This window comes from Synechococcus sp. W70.1, from assembly GCF_047461515.1.
GTDB lineage: Bacteria > Cyanobacteriota > Cyanobacteriia > Thermostichales > Thermostichaceae > Thermostichus.
The window spans coordinates 1-23315 of record NZ_JANSHH010000010.1; the positions used below are offsets into that span (position 1 = coordinate 1).

Annotated in this window: 19 protein-coding genes and 1 tRNA gene; 9 read left to right on the forward strand and 11 right to left on the reverse strand. The window is 60.1% G+C overall.

The window, feature by feature from the left end:
- The first annotated feature begins 324 nt into the window (after positions 1-324).
- On the forward strand, positions 325-1332 hold the full coding sequence (locus tag NW808_RS01635) for an aspartate-semialdehyde dehydrogenase (RefSeq protein WP_414420059.1): 1008 nt from the start codon (positions 325-327) through the stop codon (positions 1330-1332).
- Here NW808_RS01635 and NW808_RS01640 read toward each other — a convergent pair.
- Positions 1329-1979 (reverse strand): hypothetical protein, encoded by a 651-nt coding sequence (locus NW808_RS01640; protein ID WP_414420060.1) that lies wholly within the window; start codon positions 1977-1979, stop codon positions 1329-1331. The two genes, NW808_RS01635 and NW808_RS01640, sit on opposite strands and share 4 nt — an antisense overlap.
- Positions 1980-2284: 305 nt before the next feature.
- Between NW808_RS01640 and NW808_RS01645 the strand changes: the two genes are divergently transcribed.
- On the forward strand, positions 2285-3058 hold the full coding sequence (locus NW808_RS01645) for a ZIP family metal transporter (protein WP_414420061.1): 774 nt from the start codon (positions 2285-2287) through the stop codon (positions 3056-3058).
- A gap of 103 nt (positions 3059-3161) precedes the next feature.
- Positions 3162-3878, forward strand: a complete 717-nt coding sequence (locus NW808_RS01650) for an alpha/beta hydrolase (RefSeq protein ID WP_414420062.1) — start codon at positions 3162-3164, stop codon at positions 3876-3878.
- On the opposite strand, the gene NW808_RS01655 is transcribed toward NW808_RS01650, so the two are convergent.
- The 3 genes from NW808_RS01655 to murC all read right to left on the reverse strand — a co-directional run bounded on the left by NW808_RS01655 (position 3844) and on the right by murC (position 7553).
- The gene (locus NW808_RS01655; RefSeq protein ID WP_414420063.1) at positions 3844-4620 is read right to left on the reverse strand and encodes a DUF3598 family protein; all 777 of its coding nucleotides are present in this window, start codon (positions 4618-4620) and stop codon (positions 3844-3846) included. The genes NW808_RS01650 and NW808_RS01655 overlap by 35 nt on opposite strands.
- 390 nt (positions 4621-5010) lie before the next feature.
- Positions 5011-6027 carry a UDP-N-acetylmuramate dehydrogenase gene (gene murB, locus NW808_RS01660; RefSeq protein ID WP_414420064.1) on the reverse strand — a complete coding sequence of 339 codons (1017 nt, stop codon included), beginning with the start codon at positions 6025-6027 and terminating at the stop codon, positions 5011-5013.
- Positions 6028-6080: 53 nt separating this feature from the next.
- Positions 6081-7553 (reverse strand): UDP-N-acetylmuramate--L-alanine ligase, encoded by a 1473-nt coding sequence (gene murC / locus NW808_RS01665; protein ID WP_414409959.1) that lies wholly within the window; start codon positions 7551-7553, stop codon positions 6081-6083.
- 226 nt (positions 7554-7779) lie between these two features.
- Here murC and NW808_RS01670 point away from each other — a divergent pair, with 226 nt between their 5' ends.
- The 3 genes from NW808_RS01670 to NW808_RS01680 all read left to right on the forward strand — a co-directional run bounded on the left by NW808_RS01670 (position 7780) and on the right by NW808_RS01680 (position 10932).
- On the forward strand, positions 7780-8943 hold the full coding sequence (locus tag NW808_RS01670; protein ID WP_414420065.1) for an ABC exporter membrane fusion protein: 1164 nt from the start codon (positions 7780-7782) through the stop codon (positions 8941-8943).
- A gap of 8 nt (positions 8944-8951) precedes the next feature.
- On the forward strand, positions 8952-10130 hold the full coding sequence (gene devC, locus NW808_RS01675) for an ABC transporter permease DevC (protein ID WP_414409957.1): 1179 nt from the start codon (positions 8952-8954) through the stop codon (positions 10128-10130).
- Positions 10131-10194: 64 nt separating this feature from the next.
- On the forward strand, positions 10195-10932 hold the full coding sequence (locus NW808_RS01680; protein WP_414420066.1) for a DevA family ABC transporter ATP-binding protein: 738 nt from the start codon (positions 10195-10197) through the stop codon (positions 10930-10932).
- Here the strand turns inward: NW808_RS01680 and NW808_RS01685 are convergent.
- A complete protein-coding gene (locus tag NW808_RS01685) occupies positions 10929-11888 on the reverse strand; it encodes a GDP-L-fucose synthase family protein (RefSeq protein ID WP_414394442.1) in 960 nt (319 codons plus the stop codon). The genes NW808_RS01680 and NW808_RS01685 overlap by 4 nt on opposite strands.
- 48 nt (positions 11889-11936) lie before the next feature.
- The gene (alaS, locus tag NW808_RS01690) at positions 11937-14588 is read right to left on the reverse strand and encodes an alanine--tRNA ligase (protein WP_414420067.1); all 2652 of its coding nucleotides are present in this window, start codon (positions 14586-14588) and stop codon (positions 11937-11939) included.
- A 286-nt stretch (positions 14589-14874) separates the two neighbouring features.
- Between alaS and NW808_RS01695 the strand changes: the two genes are divergently transcribed.
- On the forward strand, positions 14875-16518 hold the full coding sequence (locus NW808_RS01695) for a protein kinase domain-containing protein (RefSeq protein ID WP_414420068.1): 1644 nt from the start codon (positions 14875-14877) through the stop codon (positions 16516-16518).
- A 9-nt stretch (positions 16519-16527) separates the two neighbouring features.
- On the opposite strand, the gene NW808_RS01700 is transcribed toward NW808_RS01695, so the two are convergent.
- Complete coding sequence (locus NW808_RS01700) at positions 16528-17004, reverse strand: hypothetical protein (RefSeq protein WP_414420069.1); 477 nt, start codon at positions 17002-17004, stop codon at positions 16528-16530.
- 49 nt (positions 17005-17053) lie between these two features.
- Here NW808_RS01700 and NW808_RS01705 point away from each other — a divergent pair.
- Positions 17054-17127: transfer RNA gene (locus NW808_RS01705), tRNA-Asp, on the forward strand.
- A gap of 85 nt (positions 17128-17212) precedes the next feature.
- Positions 17213-18274 (forward strand): histidinol-phosphate transaminase, encoded by a 1062-nt coding sequence (locus tag NW808_RS01710; RefSeq protein ID WP_414420070.1) that lies wholly within the window; start codon positions 17213-17215, stop codon positions 18272-18274.
- Between the two features lie 367 nt (positions 18275-18641).
- Here the strand turns inward: NW808_RS01710 and NW808_RS01715 are convergent, their stop codons facing one another.
- From NW808_RS01715 to NW808_RS01730, 4 genes are all read right to left on the reverse strand, one after another.
- Complete coding sequence (locus NW808_RS01715) at positions 18642-19424, reverse strand: S-adenosyl-l-methionine hydroxide adenosyltransferase family protein (protein ID WP_414420071.1); 783 nt, start codon at positions 19422-19424, stop codon at positions 18642-18644.
- A gap of 48 nt (positions 19425-19472) precedes the next feature.
- Entirely contained in the window at positions 19473-20228 is a 756-nt protein-coding gene (locus NW808_RS01720; protein ID WP_414412271.1) for a response regulator transcription factor, read from the reverse strand.
- A gap of 190 nt (positions 20229-20418) precedes the next feature.
- On the reverse strand, positions 20419-21741 hold the full coding sequence (locus NW808_RS01725; RefSeq protein ID WP_414409952.1) for an FIST N-terminal domain-containing protein: 1323 nt from the start codon (positions 21739-21741) through the stop codon (positions 20419-20421).
- Positions 21742-21827: 86 nt separating this feature from the next.
- Positions 21828-23279 carry a LysM peptidoglycan-binding domain-containing protein gene (locus tag NW808_RS01730; protein ID WP_414420072.1) on the reverse strand — a complete coding sequence of 484 codons (1452 nt, stop codon included), beginning with the start codon at positions 23277-23279 and terminating at the stop codon, positions 21828-21830.
- Positions 23280-23315 lie beyond the last annotated feature (36 nt).

The following is a 23315-nucleotide window of genomic DNA, read 5'->3' on the forward strand; positions in this document are numbered from 1 at the left end:
GTTGACGCTTTCTTCCTGCTTCCACGACCCGTAGCTAGTGGCAGAGCTTACCCCTACCACCCCGCCAGAGGGATCTCCACAGGCGTCACTTCCCCGCGAGCTGCAGGTAGGTGCTCCTTGCCCCCATAAGGCACACCGGCTAAAGACGGAGCCAACTTTAGCCTAGGCAAAGTGCCTACCAGAAAAGATGTACTCGCAAGCCTACTCGCTCAGCCCATCTCCGTCAAGGCAGGAGGTTGGTTATGCCACAAAGTGGCTGATTATCCAGGGAATCAAGGACTAGAGGAGAGCCATAGAATGAGGAAAACCTGAGGACAAGAAAGCATGGGACGGCAACAACGGGTGGCCATCTTGGGGGCCACAGGAGCAGTAGGAGCGGAGCTGCTGAAACTGCTGGAAGAGCGCCACTTTCCGGTGGCAGAGTTGAAGCTGTTGGCCTCGCCCCGCTCAGCGGGCACCTATTTGACCTTCAAGGGGGAACGGATCCCAGTGGAGCCAGTTTCAGAAGCGGCCTTTCGGGGTCTGGACCTGGTGTTGGCCTCTGCCGGTGCCAGTGTCTCCAAAACCTGGGCCAAAACCATCGTCGAGGCAGGAGCGGTGCTGATCGACAACTCCAGCGCCTTTCGTCTGGATCCCGATGTTCCGCTAGTGGTGCCGGAGGTCAACCCCCAGGAAGCCTTCCGTCACCAAGGGATCATTGCCAATCCCAACTGCACCACCATCCTAATGTGCGTGGCTATCTACCCCCTGCATCGCCACATCCCGCTGCGCCGCGTGGTGGCTGCTACCTATCAATCGGCGAGTGGAGCTGGGGCCCGCGCGATGGTGGAGCTAGAGGAGCAAACCCGCGCCTACCTGCAAGGCCAGCCCTTTCAGCCCCAGGTGTTCCCCTACCCCATCGCCTTCAACCTCTTCCTCCACAACAGCCCCCTGCAGGAGAACGGCTACTGTCAGGAAGAGATGAAGATGGTCAACGAGTCGCGCAAGATTATGGGATCCCCCAACCTGCGGCTCACTGCCACCTGTGTGCGGGTGCCGGTGCTACGTACCCACGCCGAGGCCCTCAATCTAGAGTTTGAACAGCCCTTCCCTGTGGAAAAAGCCCGGCAAATCCTGGCCCAGGCCCCTGGGGTGGTGCTCATTGAAGATTGGCAGCAGAACCGCTTTCCCATGCCCATTGATGTAGCCGGCAAGGATGAAGTGGCGGTGGGCCGCATCCGCCAGGATATCTCCGAGCCCAACGCTCTAGAGCTATGGCTGTGCGGGGATCAAATCCGCAAAGGTGCGGCCCTCAACGCCATTCAAATTGCCGAGCTGCTTTTGAAGGACTAATTCACTACAACTGTCCAGGTTACTGGCCCCGCTGTAACAGGGGCAGCCTGAGTGCTGTTCAACGTCACCGGGGAGTTGGGGTAAGTATAGGTACCGGCTGGTGTCAAAGCTACCGCTGTTTTTACAGGGATGGTCACTGTGCAAGTTCCTCCTACGGCTACTTGTCCTCCGGTGAATTGAATGGTGTTCCCGTTCACCGGAGCTGTGAGAGTGGGGGAGCCGCACGAAGGTGTAAAAATCCCCGCAGCGGCAACTTGCAAACCAGAAGACGGCGCTCCTGGCAAGGTGTGGTTAAAGGCCAAGCCCGTCAATGGAATGGCTGCGTTGTTGGTTATTGTAAACGTCAGAGTTCCATTCCCGGTAACGGGAGCTGGGCCAATTGGGCCAAGTGGGTTGGGAGCAAAGGCCATGGTAAAGGTGGGAGCTGGCACCGTTACCGTTAAGTTGATAGCAGCAGCGGTGGCATTAGGCGCTTGGTTGCTGCTCAGGGTTACCGCGGGGCTGGTCAGGGATCCCGCTGTGGTGGCCGTAACTTGAAGATCCAGGCTGATGGTGCAGCTAGCGTTGGCTGCCAATGAGCCGTTGACCAGCAAGATGGAAGTTGCTCCTGGTGCAGCTGCCAGCGTCCCGCCACAGTCGTTGTTCAAGTTATTAGGATTGGCAACGATTAGGCCGGCAGGGAGTGGATCGGAGAAAGAGAGGCCAGTCAGCGGCAGGGCGGTTGTGTTGGTTGGGTCGGGGAGGTGGGGTTAAATGCCTTGTAATCGCTTTTCTTGTCATCTCTGCTTTCCTTTTAGTCATCGCCAATTGAACACACTAGAAGTGCGTTTTCCGTAGGGGTGAGCCTAGCGCTACTGGGGAGTCATTTTCAGAGGAGAAAGAGGCGGTGAATGGGAATTAGCCGGAAAAAGGGGAAAATTGAGAGGCATTGGGCCTTCAGGGAGAGTGATCTGTGCATCCAATTGCAACGGGATCCCTGGCTAGCTTTGTGGCCGGCTTGGCGACGGGGTTAGGGGCTTTGCCGGCGCTGTTTCTTCCCTCGCTCTCGGAGAGGGTGCAAGGGATCTTGCTAGGGTTTGGGGGTGGAGTGATGTTGGCAGCCACCTCGTTTTCGCTGCTGGTGCCGGGTACCGAAGCGGCCCTGGCGCTGGGACATTCCCAATTCCAGGCAGCGGTAATTATGGGGGCGGGCCTGTTGTTGGGGGCGATCTTTCTGGAAAGTGCCCACCAGCTTTTTCCCCACGAGCACTTTTTCAAAGGGCCTGAGGGGGTGAACCGCGCCCATCTAAAGCGGATCTGGCTCTTCATCATTGCCATTGCCCTGCACAACTTCCCAGAGGGTCTGGCGGTGGGGGTGGGATTTGCCACTGGCCAAGTCAGCGATGGGTTGGCGCTGGCGCTGGGGATTGGCCTGCATAACATACCGGAGGGACTAGTGGTGGCCTTGTCGCTGGCAGGCCAGGGGTATTCGCGGCTGTTTGCTTTTGCCATCGCTTTGCTGACGGGTTTGGTGGAGCCCATCAGTGGCATCTTGGGAGCGACGGTGGTTGCCTTGGCTCAGCCGCTGCTGCCCTGGGGCATGGCTTTTGCTGCCGGCGCGATGCTGTTTGTTATCTCGGGTGAGATCATCCCTGAGTCGCACCGGCAGGGGTTGGAGCGGGAGGGCACCTTTGGCGTTCTCAGTGGGTTTGTGTTGATGCTGCTGCTCTATATTGCGCAGGGCTAGAAAGGGATCCTCTCCTGTCTTGACGCGAGGTTTTCAATGCTGAGCAACGAGCCTTTTCTGTGGCCGGGGATCAGGGGAGCATGCCTGCCTGCGGCTACAAGGGTTGGGGGGTGGCGTATACGAGTTGCAGTGGCTGGCGGAGCGGCTGTTGGCGGCTGGCCTAACGGTGCAGGGGTTTAACTACCCCGGCCATGACCGCCCAGCACCCCGCATGCCTCCTTCCCGCTGGACGGAGTGGTATGGGCGGGCTTTGGAACATTACCTAGCCCTGCGGCAGGAGTACCCGCGCGTTTCCTTGGTGGGCTTTTCCACCGGCTGCCTGTTGGCGTTGCACCTGGCCTTTTCCCATCCTGTCCACAAATTGGTGCTGCTGGCGCCGTTTTTTGCCATTCGCCACCGCTGGTACTACCTCTTTCGCCTGGAGCAGTACCTCAACAGCCTAGGCTGGATCTTGGACGATGTCCCCCGCTTCCGCCTGCCGATCCGGGATGGCAATGTCCGCGCTTTGGCAGAAAAAGTGGCTCATTTTCGCAGCTTCAATCTGACGGCGGTGCGCAGCGCCCTCGAGCTCATCGAGCGGGTCAAGGGGGAGGTAGCCAGCATTCAAGTGCCCACCCTCATCCTGCAACCGCGCCAAGATACGGTAGTGGACCTCAACCAGGCGGTGTGGCTGTATTGGGAACTGGGATCTGCCGAGAAGAGCCTGCATTGGCTGGAGCACTCCGACCACGTTCTGACTTTGGACTGCGAGCGGGAGACCGTGTTTGCCCAGGTCTGTGCTTTTCTCACCCAGGATCCCGCTCCAGCCGCACTAGGGTAACCCGCTGCCAAGCGCCGCGCTCGTCGTAGTCACGCACCAGGCGCAGCAGGTGGCGGCCCTCCGGCCCTTCTGGAAACCAGCTTAGGCTGACGGAAAAGCGGCGATCCCGATGAAGGGTAGGGATGGGCAAGGGATCCGGCCCGCCAATCCACAGCCCTCCCGGCAGAGGATCCCGAGTCTCTATTTCCCCCCAGAACTGAACTTCAGTTTCGCTGGGCAAGCTATCGACCGCAGAAAAGCTCTGGGCAATCCCCCGCCATCTTCCTTGCAGGGCTGCGCTCAGTTGCGCTTGGGTAACCGAGGGAAAGTCGGCAACCAGATCCAGCGCTTGGCCGCGCCGCTCTAAGATGACGGTCACCCGCGCCAGGCAGCCCTGGGCGTCCCACTGTTGCACCACCCGCGCCTTGCGATCTCCCCAGAGAAAGCCTTGCTCAACGGCAAAGTCGCTAAACGGCGCTAGTTGCAGCCGCCCGTTAGAAAAGGAGCCATCGGGGAAAAAGCGCAGTCCGGGCGAGAAATCTCGGTAAACCCAGCTCTGGCGGCTTGTTGGGTTAGGGGATCCCTCCAGGGGGTAGTAGGCATTGGTTTGGCGGATCGCGCCCAACTCCAAAGCCTCAAAGGTAATGAGGCTGCGCTTTTGGCCTACTAGCTCCCAACCACCGTGGGCAGTAGGTCGATAGTCAGAAAAGAGGCCGTGCCATTCTCCCAAGTGTAGGGCTAGGCATTGTATCGGGGTTTTCATGAAGAAGCCTGAAGTGCAACGTTGAAGACAGAGCCGATGGGGAAGAAGCTCCGGGGTGGTATTTTACCTTTTGGGGATAACATCAGCTTTCTGATGAAAGGGTTGTGGTTTACCGCGGCTCAGAAAATGACAATGCAGCCTGCAGTTGCGGAGGCTTTAGTGGAACGAATAGGACACCGAGTACCTTGGATCCTAATGGGGTTATAAAAATGGAGCTTGGAGATAGCTTCTGTGATCCCGCTGCCATAGCGGGAAGGAGTTCTTTCAAGTTTTCGTCGTTTACCAGTCTGAAGTAGGACTCCACATGGTGGCATCGACGCAAAGCAGCCATACCCTAACCCGTAAACTGTTAAGGGGGTAGCAAGAGCAGATTAAGTCAGAAAAAACTAGCTAAGGACTCCGTCCCGCTAACGCGAACGAAGAATCCTCAAAAGATCCCAGAATGCGTACTTCTGGCTCCAGCAGGATCGACCATTGTTGATAGACTTTTTCCTGGGCTAGGCGAATTAGGCGGTAGATGTCATTGGCGCTGGCCTGGCCACAATTGACGATGAAGTTGGCATGGCGCTCGGAGATTTGGGCTCCGCCGATTCGGTAGCCCTTTAGACCCACTTGCTCAATTAACCAGCCAGCGGGATAGGTTTCGGGGTTGCGAAAGACGCTGCCACAACTGGGCAGATGATAGGGCTGAGAGCTTAGGCGCTGGTTGAGGTGGCGCTGGGTTTCCCACTGCACCTGGGCTGGATCTTGGCCCGGGATCAACTGCAATGTTGCCCCTATAACCGTCCAGGGCAAGTCCTGCAGCCGCGAGCGGCGGTAGCCAAATTGCAGGTCGGCGGGTTTCAAGCGGCAGGGCTCTTGCTCTTCATCCAAAATCTGCACCTCCACCACCACGTCCGCTATGGCATGCCCGTGGGCGCCAGCATTCATCACCACTGCTCCCCCCAGCGTGCCCGGGATCCCAATCGCCCACTCCAGTCCACTCCAGCCTTGCTTGGCAGCCGCCCGCGCCAGGTTGACCAAAGGTTCTCCGGCAGCGGCCCAGATCCTCCCCCCCTCCAGCAGTTGCAGCCCGCGCAAACGCCGGGTGTGGATCACTAGCCCCGGCAAACCGGCGTCACTGATGAGCAAATTGCTGCCTGCCCCCACCAGAGTGGCAGGGATCCCTTCTGCCCGCGCCCAAGCCAAACACTGCCGCAGCTCCAGGTTGCTGCCGGGCTCACAATACCACTCCGCCCTGCCCCCTACCCGCAAAGTGGTCAGAGGGGCCAGGGGGATCCCTGGGCGAATCCGTCCAGACAGCAGCGCTTCTTGCCCAGCAGGAAGAAGCTCCTCGTTACCAGCATGGCCTGCGGCGTCGGGCCCACAGGACCTGTTCTGCTGAGGCACCAGCGGAGCTGTCGTCATAGTGTTGATACCTCAGAAGCAGCCATGTTGAAAGCGTGGGTTCTTTGGCCAGGCTATTCTCCCTCCGGAGGAGTCTGGAGCTGTTCCCCCACCTGCGCTGCATATGCCCGCATCGTAGCCGCTATCTGCTGATTGAGGTCGCCTGCACCCAGAAAGATAGCGAGATCCCCGGCTTGCAAAATGGAGGTCAACACCTGCGGCAGTTGCGCTAAAGAAGACACATAGCGCACCTGGGGATGGTGTTCCGCCACCGCCACGGCCAGCCGCAAGCTGTCAGAATGCTCCGACGCTGGCTCTCCTGCCCCGTAGGTGGGCACAATCACCACCACATCTGCATTCTCAAAGCAGCAGGCAAAATCCTGAAACAGGGCGGCCAAGCGGCTGTGGCGATGGGGCTGAAATACTGCCACCACGCGCCGCTGTTGTAGCCGTGCTGCCTGCAGCGTAGCGCGAATCTCGCTGGGATGGTGAGCATAGTCATCGATAAAGGTAACCCCGCCCACCTCCCCTTTGGCCTCAAAGCGGCGCTGCACCCCTCGAAACTCGGCCAGGGCAGAGGCAATTACCGGAAACTCCAAGCCCAACTGTCGCCCAACGGCAACCGCTGCTAGAGCATTGCTGAGGTTGTGGGATCCCGGCACTTGCAGCCGTAGCTGACCCAGCAGGGATCCCCTTTCCCAGATCTCGGCGGCAGTGGAATTGCCCTTGTAGACAATCTGCCGCGCTTGGTACTGGGCTTGGGGATGTCCGGCCAGGCTGTAGCCCACGTCCACCTTGAGGTGGGTGGCCACGTTGGGGCAATCCAGGCAGGCCACTAGGGTTTGGCTCTGCTGACCATACTGCTGAAAGGCCCGGATGACCTGCTCCAGATTGGCATAGTGATCTGGGTGGTCTAGCTCAACATTGGTGATCACGCCAATCTTGGGATAGAGACGCACCAGCGAGCCGTCTGACTCATCCACCTCCGCCACCAGGTATTCTCCCTGGCCTAGGCGAGCGTTGCCGTCCCACGCCTCCATCTCCCCGCCTATGATGAGGGTGGGATCCCAGCCCGCAGCAAGCAGCATGTAGCCAATCATGCTGCTAGTGGTGGTTTTGCCGTGGGTGCCCGCCACACCGATGCTGGGGCGATGGTTAAACAAAGCCGCCAGTAAATCGGCTCGGTGCCAAACCTTTAGTCCCTTGTTTAGAGCCGCCGCTAATTCCGGGTTGGTGGGGCGAATGGCGCTGGAGTAGACCACCTGGGGATTCCCAATCAACCCCTCTGCCGTGTGACCTTGAATAACGCGCACCCCCAACGCCTCTAAGCGGCGAGTGCGGTTATTGGCAACAATATCGGACCCCGAAACGCGAAACCCTTTCTTCGCCAAAATATAGGCCAAAGCGGACATGCCGACCCCCCCAATTCCAACAAAGTGATAGGCCGAAAGGGAGGAGTTCGACAGCTCCAAGCTTTGCCCAAGTAGAGATGAAGACGGAGCCTGCACCGAAATGCCGGGATCTTCTCCCCCCGCTGTCTCCACCATTGCAACGTTGCCTCACTCCTCGCACACACCTAAAACCAAAGCTGCTGCCTGCCAAAAGGCTCGGGCAAGCCAGATCATATCAGCAGTTTTTCGCTTTCTGCAGCAGGGAAGCAAAGCCTAAGGAAAAGAAGCTGCTTGAAGTGCAATTTCGAACTTGACACTCTTTTCCACGAAGCTTTAACTTTCTTAATAAGGGGGTAGCTGTAGGCTTGAAGTTGACGGCAAAATGAGACCCCGACTGCTGTGGTTATTGGCAGGAGCCGGGCTGGTTGGCTGGGCAGCGCTAGCTACCTTAGGGTTGAGCCAACAAGGAGCTATCCAAGGAGCAACGCCGCCGCCAGCCGAAACTCCGGCAGCAGGCGGGGCAACGCCGTTGGCTACCTCGGTCGGGGCTCTGGGCCGTCTGGAGCCGGCGGGGGGCGTTATCCGTGTTGCTGGCCCTCCTGGCGAACGACTGGGGGAGCTGTTGGTAGCCGAAGGGGAGCGGGTGGTGGCGGGGCAGGTATTGGCCCGTCTGGAAAGCTACAGCGAGCGCTTGGCGGAGAGGGAGTACGCTGCCGCCCAACTGCAAGAGGCCCGTGCCCGTCTCGAGGCTGAGACCCGCTTTGGCCAGGCTCAAATTGAAGAAGCACGCACTCGCCTTAGCCGGCTGGACGAGCCCCAACAGTTGCAGATCCGCTCCCAGGAAGCCGTGGTGGAGCGCATTCGGGCGGAGCTAGCCGATGCTGAGGCCAACCTGGCTCGCTTTCAGGCTCTCTGGCAGGAGGGAGCTATTTCCCAGCAGGAACTCGATCAAAAGGCTCTGGTAGTGCGACAGCGCCAGGAGGACTTACAAGCTGCCGAGGCCACCCTCAACCAACTGCGTCTGGCCCGCGAGCGGGATCTGCGCAACGCCCAGGCCCAAGTGCAAGCTGCTGAAGCGGCGTTGAGACGGGCCCAAGCGCAGGTGCAGCTGCAGTCTTTGGCCCGCAACCTGGAACTGGCGGAAGCCCGCTTGGAGCGCACCCTCATCCGTGCCCCCCGGGCTGGCCAGGTGCTGAAAATCCACACTCGGCCGGGGGAAGTGATCGCTGCTAACCAAGGGATTCTCGAGCTGGGCAACACCGACCAGATGATGGTGGTGGCCGAAGTTTACGAAACCGACATCCTGCGGGTGCGACCAGGACAACGAGCTACCATCAGCAACCGCGTGCTGCCAGAAACCCTACAGGGCCGAGTGGAGCGGGTAGGCTTGCAAATTGGCAAGAAAGACGTGCTCAACACTGACCCTGCTGCTGATGTAGATGCGCGGGTGGTGGAAGTGTACATCCGCCTGGATCCAGAAAGCAGTGCCCGCGTGGCCGGCCTGACCAACCTGCAGGTGAACGTGGCCATTGATGCTGAGGGGTAGAGGGGGCGATGTCCAGCCTGTTCAGCTTTATTGGGCGCCGCATTCCCCTAGCCTGGCTGCAGTTGATGCGGGAGAAGATCCGCCTGCTGGTGGCTCTAGCAGGCATTACCTTTGCCTGCATCCTCATGTTCATGCAGCTAGGCTTCCAGGACAGCTTGCTGGAGAGCGCCATCCGCTTCCATGTTGCCCTCAAAGGGGAGATTTTCCTAGTCAGTCCCCAGTCCAACGCCCTTATTGCCATGAACACCTTTTCCCAGCGGCGGCTCTATCAGGCGTTGGGCTTTGAGGGAGTGCGAGCTGTCTCGCCTGTGTATTTGAGCTTTGCCCTCTGGAAAAACCCTGAGACCCGTCGCACTCGCAGCATTTTTGTCGTGGGGGTGGATCCCTCTGCCGACCTTGTGGATTTGCCAGGGCTAACCCCCGACGAGCTGGAGGAGATTAAAAAAGCCGACGTAGTGCTCTTTGACCGCCGCTCCCGCAGCGAGTTTGGTCCAATTGCCCAATGGTTTGAGGCCGGACAAGAAGTCGTTACCGAAGTGGGCAACCGCCGGGTGCGGGTAGGGGGGTTGTTTGAGATGGGGGCTACCTTTGGCGCCGATGGCACCATCCTTACCAGTGACCTCAATTTCCTGCGGATTTTTCCTCAGCGCGAGCGTGGCCTGGTGGATATTGGCGTGGTGCAACTCCAGCCAGGGGTAGATCCCAAGCCGCTGCTGGAGCAGATGCGGGCTCTGCTGCCCGAGGACGTGCGGGTACTCTCGCGGGCAGAGTTCATTGACATGGAGCGGAGCTATTGGGAGGAAGGCACGGCCATCGGCTTTATTTTCGGCCTGGGGGTGGCTATGGGCTTTATCGTCGGCATTGTGATTGTCTATCAGATTCTCTACACCGATGTATCTGATCACCTAGCGGAGTATGCCACCCTCAAAGCCATGGGCTACACCGACACCTACCTGTTGGGGGTGGTGCTTCAGGAGGCCCTTTTGCTGGCTGTTTTGGGCTACATTCCCGCTTTTGCCTTGGCAGTTTTGCTTTACGATTTGACGGCCAGTGCTACCCTATTGCCTATTGCCATGACCTTTAACCGAGCGATGTTGGTCCTGGGGCTAACGGTGAGTATGTGCTTTATCTCAGGAGCCATTGCTGTGCGGCGGCTGCGGGCTGCTGATCCTGCCGACATTTTCTAACTGCTGAAGCAGGAATCCAGAATGGTGGCTTCCTTAGTTAGTAATTTGAGATTCTGAGCTTCCTATGCTGACTTCCCTTCTCAATCAAACTGCCTCTAGCCCCCCTCAAAATACTGCTGAGCCAGTGGTCAAAGTCGAAGGGCTAAACCACTATTTCGGTGAGGGATCCCTGCGCCGGCAAGTCCTTTTTGACATCAACTTTGTCCTGCACCCGGGGGAGATTGTGCTGTTGACTGGACCCTCTGGCTCGGGTAAGACCACGCTGCTCACTCTCCTAGGAGCCTTGCGCTCGGTGCAAGAGGGCAGCCTGCAGGTGTTGGGGCAGGAGCTGCGAGGAGCCAAGCCCAGCACCCTTGTCCAGGTTCGCCGCAAAATTGGCTATATTTTCCAGGCTCACAACCTGCTGCGATCCCTGACGTCAGCCCAGAATGTGCGCATGGCCCTAGAGCTGCACAACGGCCTGTCTCCCCAGGAGAGCCAACGGCGGGCAGAAACAATGCTGGCAGCGGTGGGTCTTGGGGATCGCGTCCACTACTACCCGGAACAGCTTTCAGGGGGTCAAAAGCAGCGAGTGGCGATTGCCCGCGCCCTCGTCAGCCACCCCAAGTTGGTGCTAGCGGATGAGCCGACGGCCTCCCTCGATAGCAAGTCGGGCCGCGAGGTAGTGACCCTGATGGAGAAGTTGGCGCGGGAGCAAGGTTGCACCATCCTGCTGGTAACCCACGACAACCGCATCCTTGACATTGCTGACCGGGTGCTGCACATGGAGGATGGACGGCTGGAGAGCCAGCCCATTGCCTAGGTTGCTCCCTGGGAGGCGTGACGGCGGTACCAGTCGATGGTGCGCTGCAGCCCTTCCCGCAACCCCACCTTGGCCACAAAACCAATCTTCTCGCGGGCCTTGGAGACATCTAAGCAGCGGCGGGGCTGGCCATTGGGCTTGTCAGTTCGCCAGCGAATCTCTCCCTGAAACCCCATCAGCTCGCAGATGAGGGCAATCAGATCCCGAATGGAGATCTCTTCGCCGGTGCCCAAATTCAGGGGCTCGGGGCTGTTGTAGAGCTGGGTGGCTAGAAGGATCCCCCGAGCTGCGTCTTCGGCGTAGAAAAACTCGCGCGTGGGGCTGCCATCTCCCCACACCTCCACGTAGTTCTGGCCCCGCTGCTGGGCTTCATGCACCTTGCGGATTAAAGCGGGGATGACGTGGGAAGTTTCGGGATCGAAGTTGTCCATGGGGCCGTAGAGGTTGACCGGCAGGAGGTAGATGCCGTTGAAGCCGTACTGCTGCCGGTAGGCCTGCAGTTGCACCAGCAGGGCTTTCTTGGCAATGCCGTAGGGGGCGTTGGTCTCCTCCGGGTAGCCGTTCCAGAGATCCTCTTCTTTGAAGGGGACAGGAGTGAACTTGGGGTAGGCACAGATGGTGCCCACGCAGACAAACTTCTCCACGCCCGCCAGGTAGGCAGCATGGATAAGCTGGGATCCCATGATCAGGTTGTCGTAGAAGAGTTCTGCTGGCTTGGCCTGGTTGAGGCCGATGCCCCCCACGTGGGCCGCCAGGTGGATGACGATATCCTGTCCCTGCACCACCTCTTGGCAAACTTCCCAGCGGCGTAGATCCTGGGTGCGGGAGCGTGGGATTCGCACCTGCTCCGGCTTGACGCCCAGGAGGTACAACTGTTGCAGGACATGTTTGCCCAAAAAGCCACTCCCTCCGGTCAGCAAGATGCGCTTTTGGCTGAGATCGATGGCAGTGGACATGGCTGGCGCGGAAAATTCCCGGCTTTCATTATGGCAGGGCGGCAGCTCCTAACTGCCCAAGCTTGAAGACAGCTCTGCCTGCAGCCGCTCTTGAGCCGCTTGGAGAGCTTGCGCCAGTTTCTCCGGCTGTTTGCCACCAGCCTGAGCTAGGTTGGGCCGCCCCCCGCCACCGCCGCCGGTGAGCTTGGCAATCTCGCCGATAAAGGAGCCCGCCTTCAGGCCAAGTTTCTGGACAGCCGGGCTAAAAGCCGCTACAAAGCTCACCTTGCCCGCTTCGGGCACCGATCCCAACACCACTGCCCCTTCCCCCAGCTTGTGGAGTAGGTGTTCGGCAGCGGTTTTTAGCGCCTCTGGGGGAGTGGCTCCCAGTTCCGCCACCAAGATCTGCAGAGGGCCCACGGCTACAGCCTGGGGCAAGAGCTGCTCTGCCTGGAGCAAGGCCAGCTGGCTGCGGGCCTCCTCAAGGGCCTTCTGGGCGGCCTTTAGCTCCGCCTGCAAAGCAGCAACCCGCTCTGGGATCTCCTGGGGCTTGGCCTTAAACTGGGCGCTCAGCTCCCGCACCACCCTGTCGCGCTCGTTCAAGTACTCCAGCACCGCCGGCCCGGCTACAGCCTCGATGCGGCGGATCCCGGCAGCTATGCCCGTCTCAGAGATGATCTTAAATAGGCCAATCTCGGCGGTGTTGCTGACGTGGGTGCCGCCACAGAGCTCCATCGACACCCCCGGAAAGTCGACCACCCGCACCTCGGCGCCGTATTTTTCCCCAAACATGGCGATTGCCCCTCTGGCTTTGGCCTCTGCCAGGGGCAGGATGGCTACCTGAGCTGGATGGGCCTCGGCAATCCAGGTGTTGACCAGATCCTCAACTTGCTGCAGCTCTTCGGGAGTAAGGGGACGCGAGAGGGTAAAGTCGAAACGCAGCCGGTCAAAAGCCACCAGGGATCCGGCTTGGCTAATAGAGGGATCAACCACCTTCTTCAGGGCTGCCTGCAGGAGGTGAGTGGCGCTGTGGTGGGCCTGGGCGCGCCGCCGACAGGCCAGGTCAATTTGGGCCTGCACGGGATCCCCCACCCGCAGGATCCCCCGTTCCACCTGGCCAAAGTGGACAAACAAATCCCCCCGCTTCTGCACGTCCTCCACCCGCACCCATACTCCATCCCCAGCCAGGTAGCCGCGATCCCCAATCTGGCCCCCGGATTCGGCATAAAAAGGTGTGCGATCCAAAACCACCTGCACCACTTGCCCCGCCTCCACTTGGGGCACGGATTTCCCCTCCACCAGCAGGGCTTCGACCACGCCGCGGGCAGAGGACTGGCTGTAGCCAAGAAACTCCGTCTCGATTAAAAACTCGGCCAGCTCATCCAGGGATCCCTGGACCATGACGTCAAGGGTTTGGTGGGCAGCGCGGGCCCGCTGCCGCTGTCTTTCCATCTCCTGCTCAAAGCCCTGCAGATCCACACTGAAGCCGTGCTCCTGGGCAATTTCTTGGGTTAGCTCCAACGGGAAGCCGTAGGTGTCAAAGAGCTTGAAGGCGTCGGCCCCAGAGATCTGCTTTGGCGCGCCACTGGCTGTAACGTCTGCAAACAAATCAAACAGCAGCCGTTCCCCCCGCTCCAGGGTCTTGAGGAACTGCTCCTCTTCCCGCTGCAGCTCGGCTTTGATCACCGCCTCCCGCTCCCGCACCTCAGGATAGGCAGCCTCCGCCAACTGGATGGCCGTCTCCACCACCGGCAGGCTAAAGGGCTCGCCAATCCCTAGGAGGCGCCCGTGGCGCACCATCCGCCGGATCAGCCGCCGCAGCACATAGCCCCGCTCCACGTTGGAGGGGATCACCCCATCGGCAATTAGGTGCATCACCGCCCGCGCGTGATCCCCGATGATCCTGAGGGAGACTTTCTGCTCGGGGCTGGCCTGGAAGTAGTCCACCTGGGCGATCTCGGCCGCCTTCTGCACAATGGGGAAGAGCAAATCCGTCTCATAGTTGTTGGGGACTCCCTGGAGTACCTGAGCCAGACGCTCCAGCCCTAGGCCCGTGTCAATGTTTTGCTTGGCCAAGGGGGTGAGGTGGCCCTCGCTGTCCCGGTTGAGCTCCATGAACACCAGGTTGTAGATCTCGAGAAAGCGGGAGTCGTCCCCTAGGTCGATCTGCTCGTCCCCCAGCTCCGGCTTGAAGTCGTAGTAGATCTCCGAGCAAGGGCCGCAGGGGCCAGTGGGGCCAGCAGCCCAGAAGTTGTCTTCCTCCCCCCTGCGCTGGATGCGTTGGGGCGGGATCCCTATCTCATCGCGCCAGAGGGCAAAGGACTCCTCATCCTCCCGGAAGACGCTCACCACTAGGCGCTCCGGCGGCAGGCCAAACACCCCTGTCACCAGTTCCCAGGCCCAGGTGATGGCCTCTTTTTTGAAGTAGTCGCCGAAGCTAAAGTTGCCCAGCATCTCAAAAAAGGTGTGGTGGCGGGCTGTCCGTCCCACGTTCTCGATGTCGTTGGTGCGCACGCATTTCTGGGCAGTTGTCACCCGTGGGTAGGGCGGATCCTGATGCCCCAGGAAGATGGGCTTGAAGGGCAGCATGCCAGCAATGGTTAGCAGCACTGTCGGATCCTCCGGCACCAAGGAGGCGCTGGGCAACACCTGATGGCCCCGCTGGGCATAGAAATCTAGAAAAGCCTGCCGGATGGCGGCCCCAGAGAAAGATGAAGGCATGGCCAAGGCGAAGGGTAACTGTATTGATAATTCTAGGTTCTTTGCTACGGGGGCAGTCGAACTCTGGAGGTCTGGGTTTTGTCGACACTGCCAGTCAAAGCAGCACAATCTAAGCATTTCTCCGATTGAGCCCGCGTGGGCAAACGCTAGAATCATCCTGTTAGAGCTAGAGGTGTAAAATTCACCTCTCCTTGGTCTAGCCTAGGGGTGTCTCTAGCGACGCGCTTGCCTAGCCATTGGCCCCGTCTTGGTTGACTAGACGTCAGCCGGTAGCGTTTGGAGGGGTATGCTTAGCTGCTACTGCCTCAACCCCAACTGTCCGCAGCCAGAAAATCCGCCGGATGCCTCCACCTGTGCTGCCTGTGGACAGCCGCTGCTGCTGCGCAATCGCTACCGGGCCTTCAAGCGCTTGGGACAGGGGGGATTTGGCGCTACTTTCTTAGCTCGAGATGAGGACATGCCCTCCAAGCCCTGGCGGGTGATCAAGCAGTTGCGCCCAGTGGAAAATTCGCCCCAACTGGCCAAGCTGGCGGAGGAGCTGTTTAACCGCGAAGCCGAGGTGTTGGAGCGCCTGGGGGAGCATTCGCAAATCCCCACGCTCTATGCCCACTTCCAGGAAGGCGGCAAGTTTTACTTGGTGCAGGAGTTTATCGAGGGAATCACCCTTGCCCAGGAGGTGCGGCGTAACGGGCCTTTTTCCGAAGAACAAGCCCGGCAAGTGATGCAGGAGGTGCTGCTCATCCTCAGCTATGTCCACAGCCACAACACTGTCCACCGCGATATCAAGCCGGCCAACCTCATTCGCCGCAAGGAAGATGGCCGCCTGGTGCTGATTGACTTTGGGGCCGTGAAGCAGCTCGGGCCGGGCTACAAGGTGTCGGAGGAGGGAACGGCTATCCGCTCCCTGGGCTTTTCTCCGCCGGAGCAGATGGCTGGCCAGGCGGTAGGCCCCGCCAGCGATCTCTACGCGCTGGCTGCTACCTGCCTCAATTTGATGACGCTGGAGTCGCCGGCCAAGTTCTACAACCACAACACAGGCCAGTGGGATTGGTCGGATCGCCTGCAGCTCAGCCCTGAGTTCGACGCCATTTTGCGCCGTATGCTGCAACCGGCCATCAGCCAGCGCTTTGCCACGGCTACCGAGGTGCTGCGGGCTCTACAAGGAATCGGCTCCACCCCCCAGCCAATCCTCTTGCCCAACTCTCCCCTGGCTGCCCCTTCCAGCCCCTCGCTGATCTCAAACCATTGGGCCAGGCGACCTTTAACCTCTCCTCCTCTACCTCGAACCGATGGGTTTTCGCCTAAGCCACTCCCTCAGCCCGAAGCAGGGGGCCTACTGCCTCCAGGATCCATTCCTACCGGCTCTACCCACGTGGGTCTGACTAGCCGCATTTCCGGCAGCGGGCGCATGAAGCCGGCTACCCCTCCGCGGATCCCGTCTTTGGCTGGAGCGGATCTGCGGGGCCAGTCCTTTGCTAACCGGAACTTGGCCGGCTACGATTTGCGCCGCGCCGATCTGCGGGGGGCCGATTTCTCGGGAGCCAACCTGCAGGGAGCCGATCTGCGGGGGGTTCGCTTCAACACCCCTCAGCCCCGCTGGCTGCGCTTTTTGAGCCGGCTTCTGGGCTCGGCCAAGACCCTGGGCGGAATCCTAGCAGGCCTGGGAGGACTTCTGGGATCGGCGGGCCTGGGGTTTTTGCTTGTCCATCTCACCACGCGCAACGTGGCTTACGCCTTGGGAGCAGCCGGGATCGCGGTGGCGGTGGCTAGCTCCGTGCTCTGGTCTGTAGGCAGCAGGGCCTCGCTGCTGCATCAGTCCGAGGAAAGGGGCAAGCGCTTCACCAACTTCTCCAAAGCTGACCTGCGGGGAGCCCAGATGGATGAGAAGTTGCGTAAGTTTGCCCGCCGCCAGGGAGCCATCTTGAACTGACGTTCTGCCTCAGGCAAGAGGGGGAGGAATGACTTGGCGCAGGGCCTGGTTGATCTGTTCTGCTAAAAGCCGGCAATTGACGGCTTTCCCTTGCCGCCGATCCCCCGCTTGGTCATAAAAGACAATGCCCTCGGCGTGGGAAAACCCCAGGGACAGGAACAACAGCTCCAAAACCTTGAAAGAGGCCGCCTCCAGCTCCGGTGCCTGCTCCCGCAGCTCTGCCAGCGTCGCCTGGGCATCTTCCAGATGGCCAAAAGCTGGGATCCAAAGATGGCTGATGGGCTCCCTTCCTGGAGAGTTTTCCTCCACTCGTGCCGTTATCCAACCGCCATCGGGGTAGCGCAGGATGGTGTACTGCAGGTGATCCAGATGCTGGGCCACCTGGGTAAGCACCGCCGTTACCTGCTGCATCGCTGCGGCCGGGATCCCGTTCTGCGGGGCTTCCTCCACCAGGGTTGCGGCCTGGGCCGCCAGACTAGGTACCATGATTGACAACCACCCTTACTTAGGTTCAGAATGAGTATTCGCAGCTCCTGGGGCTGTAGTTCAATTGGTTAGAGCACCGCCCTGTCACGGCGGAAGTTGCGGGTTCGAGCCCCGTCAGCCCCGTACTCATTGGGAACACTCTAGCCTACTTTGGCAAGGAGGTCAGCCCTGCTATCATAGGTACCCTGCCCCGTCAGGGAGATGTGCCTTGCGGTATCTGCGCCCAGATTTGCTCCAGCTGCAGCCCTACAATGCCGTGCCGCCCTTGACGGCCGACAAGCTGGATGCCAACGAGTTTCCTTGGGATTGGCCAGCGGGCTTTAAGCAGAAACTCTCCCTCCTCTGGGAAGAGAAGATACTAAGCAACCGCTATCCCGATGCCCAGCACTGGCGCCTCAAGCAGGCCATTGCAGCCTATGCAGGGGCGGCTCCTGAGCAGATTAGCGTGGGCAACGGCTCCGACGAGCTCATCCGATCCCTCTTGATTGCCACCTGCCTGGGCGACAGGGGCGGCATTTTGGTGCCAGAGCCCACCTTCTCCATGTACGCCATCCTGGCGGAGAGCCTGGGGATCCCGGTGGTGCGCGTGCCCCGCCACCCCGAGACCTTTGCCCTAGATCTAAAGCAGTGCCAAGAGGCTATGACAGGGCAGCAGGTGCGGGTGGTGTGTTTGGTGGATCCCAATTCCCCCACCGGCAATGGTCTAACGGCAGCTGAGTGGGAGTGGGTGGAGGGGCTGCCGGAGGAAGTCCTGGTCATCCTAGATGAAGCCTATTTCGAGTTCAGCCAGCACACGGCCCTGCCCAAGCTGGTAGAGCACCCCAACTGGGTTATCCTACGCACCTTCTCCAAAGCCTTTCGCCTGGCAGCCCACCGAGTGGGCTATGCCATTGGCCATCCTCAGCTCATCCAGGTGCTAGAGGCCATCCGCCTACCCTACAACCTCTCGGCCATTTCCCAGTGGGCCGCCCAGCTTGCCTTAGAGCATGCCGACGAGCTTTTGGCCGATGTGGCCCTCATTCGTCAGGAGCGGGAAGCCCTTTACCATGCTTTGCAAGAGCTACCGGGGGTGCGGGTGTGGCCTAGCCAAGCCAACTTTCTCTACTTTCGGGTAGCCGGCTGGGATCCCCAAGAGTTGCAGCGGGCCTGGCAGGAGCTAGGAACCTGTGTGCGCTGTAGCGGCGGCGGGCTACGCCTGACAGTGGGTAGTTCTGAGGAGAACCAACGGGCCTTAGAGCGCTTGCGGCAGATTTTACAGTCAGGGAGGTAAGGGGATCCCTAAAACGGCGGTCTTGGAGGATGGAAGTGGATCTGGATCCCACTTGAGGGCAGCACCTTTTCCGACTTCTCTTTCTAAAGAAGCGGGATCCAAGCGATTGTTTGGCTGACGCAGGGAGGCGTTCTCCCCACGCCACTGCAGGTCTTGGAAAGCGGCGAAGCCTACACTGTTCAAGGGTGGGTGCCGGGAGCTAATCCGGAGCGCTTCCACCTTGAGGCCACCGCTCAGCACTTGGCCATACCCTGCCCAAGGCCGAAGCCGCTCAGGTTGTTAAGGAGGGGTAACTGCGCCAGAGGCCGGGACGGTCGAAAGCCAACCTCCGGGCCTTCCCTCTCCCAGGAAGTTGGCGGCGAGGAAGCTAGCCAAGCCACTCCAAGCGCACTTCCTCCCCTACCTTGAAGTCGACGCTGCGGCTGGCGTTGCCTTGGTTTTGCACAATCTCCACCCAGCCGGCGCTGCCCACCAAAGCCAGTAGCTCGCCTTCGCTTCCCTCGGCAAAGGTGGCTGCAGAACGAATGGCAACGCCTTTGATCCAGGCTCTCCAGTGCCGTCCCTCCACCCACTGACCCGGTAGGTTGGTGATGCCATTGCCAAAGTGGTCGATAGCCTGGATGACTCCCCGGCAGCCGTTGTCCTCCAGCTGCGGTGGCGGCCAGCTCCAGCGAACCAGCTCGGCCACGTCTAGGGGATCCCCCAGCTCTGCCAAGGGGATCCCGTTGGCCAGATGGGCAGCCACAGGGGCAAAAATGTCCCGCCCGTGAAAGGTGCGGCTGGGAGAGGGAGTGCGCCAGTACTGAGACCGGGTGAGTTCCACAGCAGCTAGAGGCGGAGATTGCTCCAAAATACCGCTAAAAAGGCCATTGTCGGGGCCCACCAGGTAGCCAGTTTGGGTTTGGATGGCCACTGCCCGCCGCCGAGTTCCCACCCCCGGATCCACGACTGCCAGGTGAATGCTGCCTGGAGGCAGATAGGGGTAAGCCGTCATCAGGGCAAAACGGGCTGCTGCCACGTCCTGGGGCGGGATTTCGTGGCTGAGGTCGATAAACTGCACCTGGGGTGCAATCCCCCAAATCACCCCCTTGAGAATGCCCACGTAGGGATCCTGAAGACCAAAATCCGTGAGTAAGCTAATGATTTTCATTGGCGGGTCAAGCAGCGCTTGCCTACCCTCTGCTCCTGCAGGGGGTTTTCACGTGGAGGGGGAGTCTTTTGCCAGCTCCGGCTGGGGCGGAAGGGGCTCGGCGATGTTGGGCAACTCCAGGCAATAGCCTGCGCCATAGACAGTTTTGATGTACTGGGGGTGGCGGGGATCCGGCTCCAGCTTGGTGCGCAGGTGGCGGATATGGACACGGATGGTTTCAATGTCATCGTCGGGATCGTAGCCCCATACCTCCTTGAGGATTTCGCTGGGGGAGACTGTCTGGCCGTGGCGCTGCAAGAGGCAGTGGAGCAGGTCAAATTCGAGGTGGGTGAGCTTAACGGTTTTGCCAAACCACACCGCCTCAAACCGCTCCGGCACCAACGTCAGGGGGCCATAGGTGAGGATCTCGCCGTGCTTGGCCGTTTGCGGGATCCGGTCGGCGCGGCGCAACAGAGCCCGTACCCGCACCAGCAGCTCCTGTACCTCAAAGGGCTTGGTCAGGTAGTCGTCGGCACCGGCGTTGAAGCCCTCGATCTTGTCCCGGGTCTGGCCAAGGGCAGTCAGCATCAAAATGGGAATATCGCTGGTGCGCTCCTCCCGCCGCAGCCGTTGGCAAACTGTCAGTCCATCTACTTGGGGTAGCATCAGGTCGAGAATGATGAGATCGGGGAGAGTTTGCAAAGCCAGCGCCTGACCCCGAACCCCATCCGTAGCCGTGACAACTTCGTAGCCCGCCAACTCCAGATTGATACGCAGAATATCTAGGACTGAAGGATCGTCCTCAATGATGAGTATGCGAGCCATAGAGGATTGCAGCCCGAACTGCGGATAAAACGTTTTGTTAAAGTCGCTAACAAAGAATCGAAGCTTTACAACTCAAAGTTTACTGGCATTCTACGGCCATTGCAGCCGGCAAGCACGGCTAGAGGCCAGAGCTTTTCAACCCAATAGAATGCTGCCTCTGGCCTCCGGTTGGTGGGCACCTGGAGACAAGCTAGCGGGCGGGCCGGAAAATGCCGAAGCAGGAGGTGTAGCCGTGTAAGAAGGTGGATCCCCCTACGGGGCCAATCTCCCCATTGCAAAAAAAGCCTCCTAGCGGCACTTCTCCCAGGATTTCTCGAAACTGCTGCGAGTCAAAGTTGGGGACGCCATACAGCCCCTTGCCTCGCCCCAAACAGGCGAACATCAGCGCCCCCCAGGGCTGCGGGCTTAGGGCAGAGTCTTGCCCCAAGTTGCGCTCAAGGCAATAGCGCCTGAGAGCCGACCGCAAGTCCTCTGCCGAGGTCTGGGCATCTCGCAGATGAAACTGCACGGTCTGGCCGGAGCGCACCCGATCCCCAATGGCTATGGCTCCCACCCGCGGATCCACGCCGAGAATCACGCGAATGAGAAAATCCCCCGGCGTCGGATCCAACTTAAACTCATCCATCAGCAGGCCAATGAAGAGAGCGTGGCGAGCCAACTGGCGATCCGCTGGGCTCAGCCGTTCCACCAAATCCTGCAGAACCACTAGGGGAGGTCGCCCCTCCAAGCTGAGGATGACGTTGCCCTCTGCTTCGGTAACGCGCAAGGGATCCCCAATGGGACGGCACCCCTGGGCTACCACTGCATCCAGTACCACGTTGCCGGAGAGAGCTAGCCCCACTGTTCCTTCTCGATACAGCTCCCGCCGGGGGGTGGAGGTACGTGCATCCAGCAAAAACAAAGCATTGCCCCGAGGACCGCGGCCACCACTGGCCAATCCCCCCACCTTGACAGCTCCGGGATAGGCAAAATCCAAACCCTGCACCAGCTCGGAGATGCGGGAGGAAAATCCATCGGCTAAGAGCAAGAAATGGGGCTGGGCCTGGGGCGCAACTCCTACCTGCTCAATCCAGGCTGAAGGCGGGGCATCCAAGTCTGGCAGTTGATCCCCGCGCAGATGAAAGGGGTGCAACGCCACATCCGGCAGCACCGCCAAAGAGAGCGACACCGCCGGCCCTTCTTCAATTTCCTGACCGCCGCCAACAATGCCGCTACCCGAGCAGCCAACTAAAACGTCCACCTCGAGCAAGTCAGACAATAAGGGCAGCACGCGAAGGTACTCGCTGGCAAAGGCTGCTGACACAAACAGGATCCCTAAGTTGGGCCGCAGCGGCTGGGGGGGAAGGTAGCCCGTGAGCAATCCTGGCAAGCTGCCGGATCCTACCACCTGCACTTGCCGGGTCAAGGCACTCTTGAGCTGAGCTGCCTGAAGTTTAGCCTTGGCTTCCTCCACCACCTGCTGCAGAGCCGCTTCCAGGGAAGGAAGCTGGGAGAGTGCGTTTGCCCACTGCATCGGCCTGTTCTTAGAGGTTGGGAGCTTGCTCTTTTAGGCTAGCAATTTATACCCGGAGTGGTTGTTCTCAGCTAGCCCCGCTGGGATCAGGGTAGGTAAAGCAAGGGATCCACAGGCGCGCCCCCCCCAGGGCGGACTTCAAAGTGCAGGTGAGGCCCTGTGCTGTGGCCCGTGTTGCCCCGGCTCATGATCACCTGGCCCTGCTGCACGTACTGGCCCTTGGACACGTAGATCTGGTGACCGTGGGCGTAGCGGGTAACGATCCCGTTGGGATGGCGAATATCCACGTAATTGCCATAGCCATCGCCGGCATTGCCGGCAAAGATCACAACCCCCTCCTGAACGGCCACAACCGGGGTTCCTAGCGGGCCGGCAATATCGATCCCCGAGTGGAAGCGACCGCGACGGTAGCCAAAGCCAGAGGTGACCTGCCCTGGGACTGGCCAGATAAAGCTCCTGCTGCGGGCCACGGGAGGCGGAGCTGCCAGCGCTGGCCGAGCTTGGGACTGTCGCCAGGCTTGGCGCGCGGGAGTCGGGAGGGGGAGCTGCCTGCCAGGGGCCGGAATCATCAGGCGTTGGCCGATGCGCAGCCAATGGGGATTGTGCAGGTTGTTGGCCTGGATGATCGACCGCTGGGTTACCCCATAGCGAGCAGCAATCCGCTCGATGGTGTCACCAGCTTCCACCGTGTGGGTCAGGGATTGCCCCTGCTGGGCACGGCGTCGCTCCTCGGCCTGGAGTCGAGCCTGTTCTGCAGCTTGGCGCTGGGCTTTCTCTTCGCGGGCCTTCTGAGCAGCGATCATCTCCTTCTCGCGCCGGATCAGCTCGCCCACATCGCCAGGGATGAGCAGCCGTTGACCAATGCGCAGATACTCCGGCCGATCTAGGGGAGTAGCCTCGATGATCCGCTGCTGCGGAACCCCATAGCGCTTGGCAATGTCTTCCAAGGTGTCTCCCTGCTTGACGGTGTAGATCAACCCCGGCTGGCTGGGGATGAGCAACTTTTGCCCTGGCTGCAGCGGTGTACTCGCTTGAATGCGATTGGAGACCGTAATGGCGGCAGCATCGAGCTGGTACATCTGGCTCAAGCGCCAGAGGGTTTCTCCCGGTTGCACCTCATGCTCGAGAATGCCTCTAGGCCCTTCCCCCGTTGGGATCTGGCCGGCCTCGAAGGCTTGCCGCAGTTGGGCTTTTTTCAGCTCGTAGTTCTGCTGCAGGGCACTAGACAGGGTATACACGGAGGGTGAGATCGGCTCGGCCAGCTTCGCTCCCCAAGGGTGACGAGAAAGCTGGCGTTGCTGCAGACTAGCAGCCCCTGCCAAGCCCAACATCAGCAGAAGACTGGTGGCCCAGGCTGGATACCCTCGCGAGGGAGCCCCTGTCTCTGGAGAGGCTGGTTCCTGAGAGGAACTTGGCAGCGACTCTTGCCAGGCCTCTGCCTCGGGATCCGCCTCCAGCTTCAGGAGCCACACCAGGCCAGCTAAGCTGAGAGAAAGGGCTAGCCCAGGCCACCACTGCCTGGATAGAGCGGAGAGCACCCTGCCTCCTTCCCCAGAGGGATCCGGAGCTGGCGG